The sequence below is a fragment of the Pelagovum pacificum genome (assembly GCF_016134045.1).
In the GTDB taxonomy this organism is placed as follows: Bacteria; Pseudomonadota; Alphaproteobacteria; order Rhodobacterales; family Rhodobacteraceae; genus Oceanicola; species Oceanicola pacificus_A.
Genome location: NZ_CP065915.1, coordinates 612,615 through 626,466 on the forward strand (window position 1 = coordinate 612,615; position 13,852 = coordinate 626,466).

Below are 13,852 nucleotides of genomic sequence, written 5' to 3' on the forward strand. Positions count from 1 at the left end.
GGTCCGGGTCATCGGCGAGGTGGGCCGGACAACAGGACCAGCGCGGGCAGGACCAGCAGGTTAAGGTGAACCAGCATGTTCTGCGTGAGGCGTAGCGTCGCGATCGTCGTCTCGCCGGGGGCGGCGTAGGGTTCTGCCGTCACGGTTCCGGCGCCCGAGGGAACGGCGATTTGCGTCAGGCCGTAAGCGTCTGCCAGTGCCGCGATGGAGGTGACGGCTGCGATGGCGATGGCGAGCAGAGCGGCGATCAGGAAGCCTGCCCCTGCGAGTGTGGCATCACGCCAGCCGGGGCGGGCAGCGATCAGCGAGGCGACCAGCAGCGGCGCCGGCAACAGGAAATCCGCCGGATCGAGCGGGGCGAGCAGGAAGGCCAGCGGCGATGTCTCGGCGATGACGGAGGACCCGACGGTCCAGCCGACCGAACGCTGCGCGATCTCACCGACCTCTGCCGGGCCACCGAGAGCGAGCAGGCCGTTGGCGAGCAGCGCGGCGACATGCGCGGCCGGCCCCGCCAGCAGGACCCACAGGATCGAGAGGCCGACGGCGAGAACCGCGAAGACCAGCGCGCCCGGTTGCCGGGCCGTGGTGAGCGCGAGGGCCGCCAGCAGGATACCGGTCAGAAGGGGGAAAGCGAACAGGTGGACGCCAACGAACGCCCGTTCGGACTGGCCGAGAACCAGGGCCAGCACGACGATCCGCACGAGGTTGAACAGCTGGATGGCGAGGATGCCGCCGACCGCGGCGGTCAGCGCACGGCGCGGGGGTGGCGTCAGGGCGGCCAGCAGGGCGAGCCAGCCGATCAGCAGCCCGTGCCCGTCACAGACGGAGGTCACGTCGACCGCCCATCCGGCTACCGTGTCGCGCAGCTCCGATCCCGTCCGCACGAGGTCGCCGTTCCCGATCGACAGCAACAGGTGACTGAGCGCGGCGAGGGCGGTCGCCAGACCTTCGAACGCGGCCTGCACCGGGCCGAGCGACATGGCGAGAAAGCCGAGCCCCAGCACCGCCAGGGCCCGCAGGAGGGCGAGGGGGACATCCGTCAGCGGGCGGTGCCGTCCCCGATCAGAAGGTGATGACGCCACGAAGCACGGCGTCCATGCCGGTATAGCCCTGCTCGGTCACGTTGAAGCCGATCGCTGCCTCGACGGAGCCGGCCCCGACTGCCTTCGACACGCCGAACGCCGCGCGGCCCGAGACGCGCTCGTCGTTCACGCGGAACAGCGCGACGGGCAGGTCGTCGTCGTCGGACAGCTGGTAGGCGAACTGCGACTCGAAGAACGGATCGACGGGCAGGCCGGTCGCGAACTCGGTGCGCGACGACGCGGTGAGGTACGTCGAGGTCACCGAGGACGACCCGACCGCGCGACCGTTGCTCTCGGTATAGGCGTCGTTCTCCTGGTGGACCCAGGTGAGACCGAACTGGAGCGAGGTCAGCGTCCTCGGGTCGGCGAAGCTCGTGTCGCCGGTGATCTTGGCGTAGGTCACGTCGGAGCTGTAGTCGCCCCGCACCAGCCCGTTGGAGTGGACCGTCTCGTAGTCCATGCCGAGCCGGCCGACGCTGGCGACGATGTAGAAGTTCTCTGCGGCCATGTAGTCGACGCCGAGCGTCAGGCCGAGACCCTCCGCCGAGACGGAGCCGTCGTTGTAGTCGGTATCGCCGTCGTAGCTTTCGCCGATCAGGCCGCCGAAGAAGCCGAGCGACGGCGTGGCGTACTTGATGGCGATCAGGCTGAAGCTGTTGATGTCACCCTCGAATTCCGAATTCTGGGTGATGTTCTGCCAGCGGTAGTCGCTGACGATGCTCCACCCGCCGTCGAGCGTCATGGTGCTGGCGAAGGCGGTGAGATCGGTCTCTCCGTCCGCGTCGGTGACGCCGGAGGTGGAAACCGTAATCCCGTCGGACGTCCGGGCCTGCCGGACGTTGTCGTGCACCCCGTGGGAGAGCTGGACCGTCGCCTCTTCCGTCAGCTTCGGTGTGACCTGCAGCGGCGAGCCGGGCACGTTGAGCGCCGTTGCGCTGCCAGGCGCGAGGATCAGCGCCACAAGGACGAAAACGGACAGGAGGCCGAGAAGCCGGCCGGCGGATCTGGTCATGGGTATTCCCCCCGCGAAATACACGGAGACTATGCCGCCCGCCCGGCGTCCACGCAATTGTTAAGGCGTCCGCCGTCCCAGCTTGCCGTGCAATTGTCGGATTTCGGTAACGGCGCGGGAGGAGAGCGCCGAGATGCGCCGCAGGTTCAGGGTCGAGCGTCCGGCGGCGCGGGCCTTGTGCATGACCTCGACCTCCTCCGTTCGGGCCTCCGTGCCGTTCAGCAGGATGATCGCGGCGAGGACGGAGGGCACTGAGGCGTCGGCCGCCACGTGCGGCGCGACATGGCGGCGCCAGGTCTCGGTCCGGATCAACTTGTAGGGCGCACCTGCGTCGCGGGGCGCGCGACCGAAACGGGCGGCGATGATCCGGCGCATCATCCGGCTCAGCAGCCGGCGCGATGTCGGATCGTTGCGCGGCGTGCGCACGCCGAGCAGCGCGTCGAGCGCGTTTGCCTTCATCCGGCCGAGGTGGGCGGGGAAGGCGGCGAGGTCGATCTGCCGGTCGCTGTCGAGCAACAGCAGCAAGTCGGCGTCGCTTTCGGTGATGCCGCGCATCAGTGCCGGGCCGTGGCCGGCGTTCTCTTGCCGGACGACGCGCAATGCGGCGTGCTTGGCTTCCAGCCCCTTCAGCAGGGCGGCGGTGTCATCGGTCGAGCCGTCGTCGACCACAATGATCTCCGCCGTGCGCACATGGGGCATCACCAGCCGGTGCACCTCCTCGATGGCGGCGGCGATATTGGCGGCCTCGTTGTAGGCCGGCATGACGATGGAGAGGTCCCTGGCCAAAGTTCGTGCCCGTTCCCGATTGCGGGGAGCGGTCCCCGTCGACTGGCGGCGGTGCTAGCACGGGGCCGGACGTCGAAACAGGGAAATCGCCTTGCCGCGGCGGGAGGTTCCGGGTCCTATCGGGCGGGATCACGACGAAGGGCAGGCATGAGGATCGAGAAGTCGCCGCTGGCGATCGCGGCCATCGTCGCTGCCCTCGTCATCGCGGGCGGATGGCTGAGGCTGTCGGGCACGGACTGGGACGGGTTCGCCTTCCTCAATCCCGACGAGCGGCACCTCGTCTTCATGCTGACCGACATGCTCGAGGTCACCGACCGGGGGGACGGCGGCCTGCTGAGCGGCATCCTTGATGGCGCGGGCGCGGCGGTGAACCCGAGGACCATCGGGTTCTTCAACGTCTATGGGGACCTGCCACTCCTGGCGATGCTTGGCCTGCTGTCGGGCAGCGAGGCGCGGGGTTTCCAAGAGCTGATCGAAGCCGGCCGGACGGTCACCGCGCTGATCGACACGGCGACGATCCTCGCGGTGTTCTTCCTCGCCCACGCGCTGTGCCGGCGTATCTGGCCGGCGCTCGGGGCGGCGGCGGTCTATGCGCTCGCGCCCACGGCGCTGCAGCTTGCGAACTTCTATGCCAGCGACACCTGGCTGGTGGCGGGATACGCGTGGTGCCTGCTCGGCCTGGTGGCGTTGCCGGGCGGATCGGTGCGGCACGCGCTGGCGGCCGGGGTGGGCTTCGGTCTCGCGCTCGCCTGCAAGATCACCGGGGCGTGGCTCATCTTTCCGGCGCTGTTGGCGGTCGGCCTGTCGGCGCGGGAGTCGGGCTGGCGACTTGCCTCGACGCAGCTGCTGGCAGGGCTTGTGGCGACGCTCGTCACCCTGCGGCTGGCGAGCCCGTTCCTGTTCGACGGTCTCTTGCCGGCAGCCTCGGCGGTCGAGGACTTCCGCGAACTCTTCGCGATGAAGGTGATGGAAATCCCGCCGACATGGCAGTGGGAGGCGGGCTATCCGGCGGCAGCGTTCCTGCGGGACTTCACCCTTTTCGGGCTCGGCCCGGCGGGCGTGGCGCTGCTGCTGGCCGGAGTGCCGTGGATGCGGGGGCGGGCGCTGATCCTGCTCGTGGCCTTCGTCGGTGTGCTGCTGACGGTGCTGTTCGATTTCGTCTCGGCCCTGCGCTACGCCGCGCCCGCGCTGCCGGCGGGGGCTGCGCTGGCGGCCCTCGCGCTGTCGCGGATGCCGCGCGCGGTGTCGCTCCTCCTGCTCGTCGTTGCGGGTTGGTGGGGGGCGGGGGCCGTGCTGCTGCATGACGGCAACCATCCGAGGCTCGACGCGTCGCGCTGGATCTGGGCGCAAGACGGCGTGACGGTCATCGCCAACGAATCCGCTTGGGACGAAGGGTTGCCCGTGGCGGTCTCGCTCGAGGCCGGAGGGCCGCAGAGATGGCCGCAAGAGCGCTTCACGCTGCTCGACCTCGACATCACGGGGGCGGAGGATGCGGACAAGGCCGCGCGGATCGCCTCGATGCTGGCGGAGGCGGACCTCGTCGCGGTGTCCTCCGGCCGCCAGTCGGAGCAGATGCCGCGTCTGCCGGAGCGGTTTCCGCTGACGACGGCCTACTACAGGTGGCTGGAAACGGACGCCTGTATCGAACGGGTCTGGCACGCGGACCGGGGATATCCCCTGCCGGGGCTGCGTCTCGACGATGCTTTCGCGCAGGAGCCGTGGCGGGTCTACGACCATCCGATCGTGTCGCTCTACGCGCCGCTCGACTGCTACGACGCAGCCGCGCTCGAGGCGCGGCTGCTGGAGGCGCTGCGCTAGTGCGCGCCGCTGGAGGAGGGCGCGGGGGTGCGCTCTCTCAGCCCGATCAGGACGACGATCGCCATGATCATCAGCAGTACCGAAGAGCCGGCGAAGGTGTCGGAATAGCCGAAGGCCGCGATGGCCGGCTGGCTCGCCAGCGGTGACAGGAACTGGCCGAGGAAGATCGCGGTCGTGACGATCCCGGTGGCCATGCCGCGCCGGTGGGGCGGGGCCGCGCCGAGCGCGAGGTTCACGAAGCAGGGCATGACGTAGCCCATGCCGATCCCGACGATCGCGGCGCCGGTCATCAGGAGGCCGATCGCCTCGGACGTGTGCAGCACCCAGAAGCCGATCGACATCGACGCGAGACCAAGCGCCGGGGTCCCCGACTGGCCGAGCGCGCCGCGGACGGGTCCGAAGGTCATCGCCGACAGGCCGGCGCAGAGCGTCAGCGACGCCATGACGTGCCCGGCCTCCGTCGGATCGTTCCGGCCGAGGCTGCTGAGGTAGTAGGCCACCTGCGTCGGCAGCACGTAGAACAGGATGAAGGTGACGGCGGAGAAGACGGCGATGGCGCCGACCATGATCTTCCAGCCGTTCGCGCCCTCGCCGTGTTGCGGCGACGACTCGTCGGCGGTCGGGATCACCTCGGTCCGGGGCAGGCCGAAGATCAGCAGCGGCAGCAGCGCGAAGGCGAAGCCGTAGATCGCGAAGGGCAGCATCGCCCACATCGCCGCGAACCAGCCCGCCAGCGAGATGAAGATGAAGCCGCCGAAATTCACCGCCGACATCTGGTAGCCCATGAAGCGGGCGCGGGTGTCGCCGTCGTAGAAGTCGCCGATCAATGCCGATTGGGAGGTCATGATCATCGCCACCGCCGCGCCGAGGACCAGGCGGCTGACGAGGATCAGCATCAGGCTGTCGAGCCAGAGCCCGGCTGTGCCCGCGATCCCGTAGAGTATTGTGCCCACGAGCAGCTGCCGTCGCCGCCCGAACCGGTCCGCCGCGCCGCCCGCGAAGGGGGCGAGGAAGGCCACGACGAGGGACGGTGCGGTCACCAGCAGCCGGGTCAGAAGCCCGGCGTTCGGCGTGTCGGAGAAATTCTGCTCGATCAGCGGCAGCGCCGGGCTGATCGTCGCGTTGGACATGATGGTGAGGGTCGCCGCCAGCAACAGGGCGTAGGCTCTCGGATCGCGAAACAAGGTGGTCATGAAAACTCCGGAGGCGTGCGCGACTCCGCCACCGCGAAGCGCACCCAGACGCCGTAAGACTGGTTGATTGATCCAAGCGGCGACCGTCGGGCCGTCGCGAGCAGGCTTGGGGGATAAAGGGTTCTCGTCGATGCCAAATCAAGGGCGGCACACCGGATTTCCGCCCGCGCGCGCGGAGAAACCGGTGCGACCGTTCTGTGCGTCAGCGCGCCGAGTCGCCAAATATCGCGACGCCGGAGCGTCTCGTGCCCAATTTTATGGCGGCGCCCGCTGATTTTGCGTACAAATAGGGCATATAGGCCCGATGCGGCCTGGTTCGGCGTGGCGGCCTTTCCGTGGCGGCAGGGCAAAAGCTACCCACTGTGCGGGGCGGACGAGACCGGGGTCGGCCAGCTTTCCGAAGCGGAAGCAGCCAGCCGGTCCGGGGGACTGCCTCGACATGAAAATGCCGCGGAGACGCTGCGTCCGTCTCCGGTCCGCCCGCGCGGACCGGCCGGGTGCGGTCGCGGCCCAAGGGGACAAACTTACAATGAATTATCGCTCACTCACAGCGCTGCCGATGCTCGCGGTGCTTGGCACCGCCGCCGTCGCCCAGGATTGCGACGAGCCGATCAAGGTCGGCGTTCTGCACTCGCTGTCCGGAACCATGGCGATCTCGGAAACGACGCTGAAAGACACCATGCTGATGCTCATCGAGCAGCAGAACGAAGCCGGCGGCCTGCTCGGCTGCGAGCTCGAAGCCGTCGTCGTCGACCCGGCCTCCGACTGGCCGACCTTCGCCGAGAAAGCGCGCGAGCTGCTGACCGTCGAGGAAGTCGACGTGATCTTCGGCTCCTGGACCTCCGCCAGCCGCAAGGCCGTCCTGCCGGTCATCGAAGAGCTGAACGGCCTCTACTTCTACCCCGTCCAGTACGAGGGCGAAGAGAGCTCGCGCAACGTGTTCTACACCGGCGCCGCGCCGAACCAGCAGGCGATCCCGGCCACCGACTATTTCCTCGAAGAGCTCGGCATCACGAAGTTTGCGCTGCTCGGCACCGACTACGTCTATCCGCGCACGACGAACAACATCCTCGAAGCCTACCTGATGGACAACGGCATCGCGGAAGAGGACATCTTCGTGAACTACACGCCGTTCGGTCACTCCGACTGGGCGACGATCGTCTCCGACGTCGTGGCGCTGGCGGCCGACGGTGAGCCGGTCGGTGTGATCTCCACGATCAACGGCGACGCCAACGTCGGCTTCTACAAGGAGCTCGCCGCGCAGGGTGTGTCCGCCGACGACATCCCGGTCGTCGCCTTCTCCGTGGGCGAGGAAGAGCTCTCCGGTCTCGACACGTCCGACCTGGTCGGCCACCTCGCCGCCTGGAACTACTTCATGTCCGCCGACACCGAGGCCAACGCCGAGTTCATCTCCGCCTGGCACGAGTTCATCGGCGACGAGGCACGCGTGACCAACGACCCGATGGAAGCCCACTACATCGGCTTCAACATGTGGGTTCAGGCCGTCGAGGAAGCCGGCACCACCGACGTCGACACGATCATCGACGCGATGGTCGGCCAGACCTTCCCGAACCTGACCGGCGGCACCGCCGAGATGCTGCCGAACCACCACCTGACGAAGCCGGTCCTTATCGGCGAGATCCGCGACGACGGCCAGTTCGACATCATCTCCCAGACCGAAGAGGTGCCGGGCGATGCATGGACCGACTTCCTGCCGTCCTCCGCGCCGCTCACCTCGGACTGGCCCGGCCTCGGCTGCGGCATGTACAACACCGAGACCGAGACCTGCGTGCAGCTGACCTCGAACTACTGATCGTCCTGACGGACGACGACGGGCGCGCCGGATCCGGCGCGCCCGACCCCAACTCTCCTGCATCGGAACCGTGCTCATGATCCGCCGCGCCGCGCTGCTTCTGGCCCTGATCCTACTCGTGCCGCTGCACGCCACCGCCCAGGAGGCCGGGCAGGGACCGCTTCAGGACCTTCTCCAGTCCGAGGCCGAGTCCGTCGCCGACCCTTCCCGCCGGACGATCGGCGAGGTGCTGACCCGCATGACCGAAAGCGGCGTCGAGGGCGTGCCCCGGTTCTTCGAGCTCTGGCAGAACCGCGAGATCTACCAGCGCGACGAGGACGGCCTGTTCTTCACGGTCGAGGAGACCGACGAGGGCTACACGCTCTTCGATATCGCGACGGGCGAGGAAGTCGGCACCATGCCGCCCCGCACCATGTCGCAGCTCATCCCGAACGCCGGTGTCCGCCGCGAGATCGGCGGCGCGCTTGTCGAGTTCCAGTTGATGGACCCCGACCTGTCCCGCCGCACCGCCGCCGTCGACGCCATCGCCCGCAGCCCGTCGGCCGACCAGCTGGAACCGCTGCGCGGCGCCATCGAGGGCGAGGAAAACGACGCGCTGAAGGCCCGCAAGGAGGCGCTCGTCCAGATCCTGATCGCCCGCTTCGCCGACGACACGGAGGAGCGTATCGCCGCGATCGAGACTCTCGGCGGGGACATCTCGCTCGACACCCGCGCGGCGCTGAACCAGCTGCTGCGCACGACTTACGAAGTGGCCGAGACGCTGCCCGAGGGTGCCAACGTCGCCCGGATCATCGAACCCGGCAGTGAGGACCTGTCGCGCGAGGACGCCTATCAGGACCTCGTCGACGAAGGGTTCGCCGCGCCGCGCATCTCCACCGCCGACGTGAAGCAGGCGCTCGTGTCGCGGATCGAGGACGGCCGGATCGGTGACACGCCGGTCTCCACCCTCGATACCGAGGAGGGGCGGCTCGCGGTCTACGACCGGCTGGTCGCGGAAGGCGAGGTGCCCGAGTTCTTCACCGAGGAAGAGATCGACGCCGCGCTCGACCAGTACGTCTTCGCAGACATCTACGTCGAGGACGACGCGGAGGTCACCGCGGCCGCGTCCCGCGCGATCTCGGGCATCGAGACGCAGGTCGGCATGTTCCGCTTCGCCGATGTCGGCATGGACGCGCTGTCGCTCGCCTCGATCTACTTCCTCGCGGCCATCGGGCTCGCCATCACCTTCGGCGTGATGGGGGTCATCAACATGGCCCACGGCGAGTTCATCATGATGGGCGCCTATACCGGCTACGTCGTGCAGCTCGTGGTGCCGAACTACACGCTGTCGATCATCCTCGCGCTGCCGCTCGCCTTCGCGGTGACCTTCGCCGCCGGCGTGGCGATGGAGCGACTGGTGATCCGCTGGCTCTACCATCGCCCGCTCGAGACGCTGCTCGCGACCTTCGGCATCTCGATCGCGCTGCAGCAGCTGGCGAAGAACATCTTCGGCACGCAGGCCCGGCCGCTGACCTCGCCGTCCTGGCTGAACGGCGCGATGGAGGTGAACGACGTGATGTCGATCGCCTACATCCGGATCGGAATCTTCGTCCTCGCCCTGATGTTCCTCGTGCTGATCCTGTTCGTGCTGAACCGCACGCGGCTGGGCCTCGAGGTGCGTGCGGTGACGCAGAACCCCGGTATGGCGGCCTCAATGGGCATCAACCCCGACCGCATCAACATGCTGACCTTCGGCCTCGGCTCCGGCATCGCCGGGATCGCGGGGGTGGCCATCGGCCTCTATGCGCAGGTGACGACAGAGATGGGCTCCAACTACATCGTGCAGAGCTTCATGACTGTCGTCGTCGGCGGCGTCGGCAACGTCTGGGGCACGCTCGCGGGCGCCACGCTGATCGGCGGCCTGCAGAAGGGGATCGAGTGGTTCAACCCGGGCAACACGCTCGCCGCGCAGACCTACATGATCCTGTTCATCATCCTGTTCATCCAGTTCCGGCCGAAGGGCATCGTCGCCCTCAAGGGCCGCGCGGCGGGAGACTGATCATGGCGCAACCCGCTCTTTCATCTGGCGATAAATACTTCTGGGGGGGCCGCAGGCGGGGGGCAAAGCCCCCCATGGATCGACGCGCGCAGCGCGGCGAGCCAACCGGGAGGATGCAATGACCGACGTCACCGAACCCCTCGCGCGGGCGAGCGCTACGCGCCGGAAGGGCTTCATCGCCTCGAACCCCTCCGTCCTGTGGTTCCTGCTCTGCCTCGCGCTGTTCACCCTCGGCGTGACGCTGCTGTCGGAGGCCGCGGGGAGCGGCGCGATCTCCACGTCCTTCGTGAAGGTGCTGGGCAAGACGCTGTGCCTCTGCCTCGTCGCCGTCGCCATGGACGTGGTCTGGGGCTATTGCGGCATCCTCAGCCTCGGCCACATGGCGTTCTTCGGGCTCGGCGGCTACGCGATCGGCATGTGGCTGATGTACGAGCGGACCAAGTCCATCGTTGTCGAAAGCCTCGCCGGACAGCCCCTGCCCGCCACGCCGGAAGAGGTGCGCGAGGCGATCGGCACCCAGATCTTCGGCGTCGTCGGAAGTGCCGAGATTCCGCCGATCTGGTACTTCGCCGACAGCCTGTTCCTGCAGCTTCTGCTGGTCGTCCTGGTGCCGGGCGTGCTGGCGCTGATCTTCGGCTGGCTCGCCTTCCGCAGCCGGGTCACCGGCGTTTACCTGTCGATCCTGACGCAGGCGATGACCCTCGCGCTGTCGCTCTACCTGTTCCAGAACGAGAGCGGGCTGCGCGGCAACAACGGCTTGTCGGGGCTTCAGAATATTCCCGGCCTCGAAGACCTCGGGCAGGCGCGGGTCTCGATCCTGTTCCTGTGGGCCTCGGCGCTCGCGCTGGGCGCGGGATACGTGCTGTTCGCGTGGATCGTGTCAGGCAAGATGGGCTCCGTGATCCGGGGCATCCGCGACAACGAGAGCCGGGTGCGCTTCCTCGGCTACCATGTCGAGAGCTTCAAGCTCTTCGTCTTCACCGTCACCGCGATCGTCGCGGGCATCGCGGGGGCGCTCTATTATCCGCAGGCCGGCATCATCAACCCAAACGAGATCGCGCCGATCGCGTCGATCTACCTCGCGGTGTGGGTGGCCATCGGCGGACGCGGCCGGCTCTACGGCGCGGTCATCGGCGCGGCGCTGGTGTCGCTGCTGTCGAGCTGGTTCACCGGGGGCGGTGCGCCGGACGTGAACCTCGGCTTCTACACGATCGAATGGACCAACTGGTGGACCGTGCTGCTCGGCTTCTCCTTCGTGGCGGTGACGCTGTTCGCGCCGAAGGGGATCGGCGGGCTGTTCGACCTGTTCGGCTGGCGCCCGGTGAAGGCGGACCGGCAGGGCGACTACGGCCCCGACAAGGGCGCATGGCGCCGGCAGGAAGGCGAGGAAGAGTAATGGCGACGCTTCTCGAAGTTTCCGGCGTGTCCGTCACCTTCGACGGCTTCCGGGCGATCAACAACCTGTCGATCCAGATGGGCGAACCCGAGCTGCGCGCCGTCATCGGCCCGAACGGTGCCGGCAAGACGACCTTCATGGACATCGTCACCGGCAAGACGAAGCCTGACGAGGGCCGCGTGATCTGGGGCGACGACAACATCTCGCTGCTCGGTCGGAACGAGAGCCAGATCGCCCGCGCCGGGATCGGGCGAAAGTTCCAGAAGCCGACGGTGTTCGAGGCGCAGACCGTGCGCGAGAACCTGCAGATGGCGGTGAAGAACCCGCGCGGGCCCTTTGACGTGCTGTTCTGGCGCAAGTCGTCGGGCACGGAGGCGCGCATCCTCGAACTGGCGGAGGAGGTCGGCCTGCTCGACCATCTCGACCGGCCGTCGGGAGAGCTGAGCCACGGCCAGAAGCAGTGGCTCGAGATCGGGATGCTGCTGGCGCAGGACCCGCGCCTTCTGCTGGTGGACGAACCCGCGGCCGGCATGACCCCGCAGGAACGCGAGCATACGACCGACCTGCTGAAGCGCGCGGCGCAGACGCGGGCGGTTATGGTGGTCGAGCACGACATGGAATTCGTGCGCCGGCTGGAGTGCAAGGTGACCGTGCTGCACGAGGGCTCGGTTCTGGCCGAGGGCAGCCTCGACCACGTCACGAGCAATCCGCAAGTCATCGAAGTCTATCTGGGGCGCTGAGCGATGCTGGACGTCAAGGACCTTACCCTCCGCTACGGCCAGAGCCAGATCCTGCACGGGATCTCGATGGTCGCCAGGCCCGGCGAGATCACAGCCGTGATGGGCACCAACGGGGTCGGCAAGACCTCGCTTCTGAAGGCGATCGCGGGACGGCATCCGTTCTCGGGCGGGTCGGTGTCGCTCGACGGCAGGGACCTCGGTCACCTGAACGCCTACGGCGCGGCGCGGGCGGGGATCGCCTACGTGCCGCAGGGACGCGAGGTGTTTCCGCTGATGACGGTGCAGGAGAACCTCGAAAGCGGCTTCGCCTGCCTGCCTTCGTCCGAGCACAAGGTCCCTGAGCGGATCTTCGAGCTGTTCCCGATCCTCAAGCAGTTCCTGCATCGCCGGGGCGGCGACCTGTCGGGGGGCCAGCAACAGCAGCTTGCGATCGCGCGGGCGCTGATCACCAGGCCGCGCGTGTTGCTGCTCGACGAGCCGACCGAGGGCATTCAGCCCAACATCATCAAGCAGATCGGCGAGGTCATCAGGCTGCTGCGCGAGGAGGGCGAGATCTGCGTCGTCCTCGTCGAGCAGTATTTCGACTTCGCCTACGAGCTCGCGGACACCTTCGTGGCGATCAACCGTGGCGCGGTGACGATCAACCGGCCCCGCGACGAGGTCGACCGCGAGACGATCCTGTCGGCGGTCTCGATCTGATCCCGTAGGATGGGTCGGTGACCCATCCTACCCGTGTCCCCACGCCACCCTCGTGCTTCGCAACGCCGCGGCGCGGTGCTAAGTCTTCTCCGAACCTACGGAGGAGAGAGCCATGCCAACCCCGCCCTATCGCGCCGACCACGTCGGCAGCCTGCTCCGCCCCGACAGCGTGAAACAGGCCCGGCACGCCGCGCTGGAAGACAGGACGATGCCGCTGGACGAGCTTCACGCCGTCGAGGATGCCGCTATCCGCGACCTGATCGCGATGCAGGAATCCGTCGGGCTGAAGGCGGTCACCGACGGCGAGCAGCGTCGCCAGTTCTGGCACTACGACTTCATGGGCGAGCTCACCGGCTACGAGATCGAGAAGCGCGACCCGGAGGAGGGCATCGCCTTCCACGGAGTGAAGACCGCCCCGCTGGTGCCCGTCATCAACGACAAGCTCGATTTCCCGGCGGATCACCCGCACCTCGATCACTTCAAGTTCGTCGCGGCCAATACGACCGTGACGCCCAAGATCTCGATCCCCGGCCCGTCCTGCCTGCATTTCCGCACCACGCCCGACAACATCCACGTGTCCGATTATGCCGATGTCGAGGTGCTGACCGCCGACATCGCGGCGACCTACAAGAAGGCCGTGCAGGCGTTCTACGACGCGGGGTGCCGCTACCTGCAGCTCGACGACATCTTCTTCGCCTACCTCTGCGATCCCAAGCATCGCGCCGACAAGGAAGCGCTTGGCCAGGATCCGGACTGGCTGATCCAGCGCTATGGCTGGATGATGCGCGAGGCGATCAAGGACCGGCCCGACGACATGGTGATCGGCATGCACATGTGCCGCGGCAACTTCCAGTCGACCTACGCCGCCGAGGGCGCCTACGACCTCGCCGCCGAGTCGATCTTCTCCACCGGCGTCGACATCTTCTTCATGGAGTACGACACCGACCGTGCCGGCGGGCTGGAGCCGCTGAAGCTGCTGCCCAAGGGCAAGCAGCGCGTCATGCCGGGCTTCATCACGACCAAGACGGCGGACCTGGAGGATGTCGACTGGCTGAAGTCGAAGTTCGACGAGGCGTCGAAATATGCCGATCTCGACCAGCTCGGCATCGCGCCGCAATGCGGCTTCTCCTCGACCGAGGAGGGCAACAAGATCACCGCCGATGATCAGAAGCGGAAGCTGGAGCTCGTGGTGAAGACCGCCGAGACGATCTGGGGCGGCGTCGAGGCCTGAGACCGCGCGGGGAAGGGGGGCTGTCTGCCCCCCTCCCGGCCTGC

Annotated in this window: 11 protein-coding genes; 7 read left to right on the forward strand and 4 right to left on the reverse strand. The window is 67.7% G+C overall.

Annotated elements, in window-relative coordinates:
- Nucleotides 1-8: 8 nt before the first annotated feature.
- From I8N54_RS03190 to I8N54_RS03200, 3 genes are read right to left on the reverse strand one after another with little or no spacing between them, the layout of a single operon-like run.
- Complete coding sequence (locus tag I8N54_RS03190) at nt 9-1,082, reverse strand: hypothetical protein (protein ID WP_140193956.1); 1,074 nt, start codon at nt 1,080-1,082, stop codon at nt 9-11.
- On the reverse strand, nt 1,063-2,094 hold the full coding sequence (locus I8N54_RS03195) for an autotransporter outer membrane beta-barrel domain-containing protein (protein WP_140193955.1): 1,032 nt from the start codon (nt 2,092-2,094) through the stop codon (nt 1,063-1,065). Before I8N54_RS03195 ends, I8N54_RS03190 begins: the two co-directional genes overlap by 20 nt.
- A 60-nt stretch (nt 2,095-2,154) precedes the next feature.
- On the reverse strand, nt 2,155-2,880 hold the full coding sequence (locus I8N54_RS03200) for a glycosyltransferase family 2 protein (RefSeq protein WP_197097515.1): 726 nt from the start codon (nt 2,878-2,880) through the stop codon (nt 2,155-2,157).
- Between the two features lie 147 nt (nt 2,881-3,027).
- On the opposite strand from I8N54_RS03200, the gene I8N54_RS03205 reads away from it, so the two are divergent.
- Nucleotides 3,028-4,698, forward strand: coding sequence for a glycosyltransferase family 39 protein (locus I8N54_RS03205; RefSeq protein WP_197097514.1), 1,671 nt, complete (start codon nt 3,028-3,030; stop codon nt 4,696-4,698).
- Here the strand turns inward: I8N54_RS03205 and I8N54_RS03210 are convergent.
- The gene (locus I8N54_RS03210; RefSeq protein ID WP_140193952.1) at nt 4,695-5,891 is read right to left on the reverse strand and encodes an MFS transporter; all 1,197 of its coding nucleotides are present in this window, start codon (nt 5,889-5,891) and stop codon (nt 4,695-4,697) included. The two genes, I8N54_RS03205 and I8N54_RS03210, sit on opposite strands and share 4 nt — an antisense overlap.
- Nucleotides 5,892-6,420: 529 nt before the next feature.
- On the opposite strand from I8N54_RS03210, the gene urtA reads away from it, so the two are divergent.
- From urtA to I8N54_RS03240, 6 genes are all read left to right on the forward strand, one after another.
- On the forward strand, nt 6,421-7,704 hold the full coding sequence (urtA, locus tag I8N54_RS03215) for an urea ABC transporter substrate-binding protein (RefSeq protein ID WP_140193951.1): 1,284 nt from the start codon (nt 6,421-6,423) through the stop codon (nt 7,702-7,704).
- A gap of 76 nt (nt 7,705-7,780) precedes the next feature.
- Complete coding sequence (urtB, locus tag I8N54_RS03220) at nt 7,781-9,742, forward strand: urea ABC transporter permease subunit UrtB (RefSeq protein ID WP_140193950.1); 1,962 nt, start codon at nt 7,781-7,783, stop codon at nt 9,740-9,742.
- Nucleotides 9,743-9,860: 118 nt separating this feature from the next.
- Entirely contained in the window at nt 9,861-11,138 is a 1,278-nt protein-coding gene (urtC, locus tag I8N54_RS03225; protein ID WP_140193949.1) for an urea ABC transporter permease subunit UrtC, read from the forward strand.
- Entirely contained in the window at nt 11,138-11,878 is a 741-nt protein-coding gene (urtD, locus tag I8N54_RS03230) for an urea ABC transporter ATP-binding protein UrtD (protein ID WP_140193948.1), read from the forward strand. Before urtC ends, urtD begins: the two co-directional genes overlap by 1 nt.
- Before the next feature lie 3 nt (nt 11,879-11,881).
- Nucleotides 11,882-12,577 (forward strand): urea ABC transporter ATP-binding subunit UrtE, encoded by a 696-nt coding sequence (gene urtE / locus I8N54_RS03235; RefSeq protein WP_140193947.1) that lies wholly within the window; start codon nt 11,882-11,884, stop codon nt 12,575-12,577.
- Nucleotides 12,578-12,689: 112 nt separating this feature from the next.
- Nucleotides 12,690-13,808, forward strand: coding sequence for a 5-methyltetrahydropteroyltriglutamate--homocysteine S-methyltransferase (locus I8N54_RS03240; protein WP_140193946.1), 1,119 nt, complete (start codon nt 12,690-12,692; stop codon nt 13,806-13,808).
- The last annotated feature ends 44 nt before the right edge of the window (nt 13,809-13,852 follow it).

Coding starts and splice junctions, on each gene's coding strand:
- I8N54_RS03195 (WP_140193955.1), bottom strand. CDS start 2,094: ATGACCAGATCCGCCGGCCGGCTTCTCGGCCTCCTGTCCGTTTTCGTC.
- I8N54_RS03205 (WP_197097514.1), top strand. CDS start 3,028: ATGAGGATCGAGAAGTCGCCGCTGGCGATCGCGGCCATCGTCGCTGCC.
- I8N54_RS03210 (WP_140193952.1), bottom strand. CDS start 5,891: ATGACCACCTTGTTTCGCGATCCGAGAGCCTACGCCCTGTTGCTGGCG.
- urtA (WP_140193951.1), top strand. CDS start 6,421: ATGAATTATCGCTCACTCACAGCGCTGCCGATGCTCGCGGTGCTTGGC.
- urtB (WP_140193950.1), top strand. CDS start 7,781: ATGATCCGCCGCGCCGCGCTGCTTCTGGCCCTGATCCTACTCGTGCCG.
- urtC (WP_140193949.1), top strand. CDS start 9,861: ATGACCGACGTCACCGAACCCCTCGCGCGGGCGAGCGCTACGCGCCGG.
- urtD (WP_140193948.1), top strand. CDS start 11,138: ATGGCGACGCTTCTCGAAGTTTCCGGCGTGTCCGTCACCTTCGACGGC.
- urtE (WP_140193947.1), top strand. CDS start 11,882: ATGCTGGACGTCAAGGACCTTACCCTCCGCTACGGCCAGAGCCAGATC.
- I8N54_RS03240 (WP_140193946.1), top strand. CDS start 12,690: ATGCCAACCCCGCCCTATCGCGCCGACCACGTCGGCAGCCTGCTCCGC.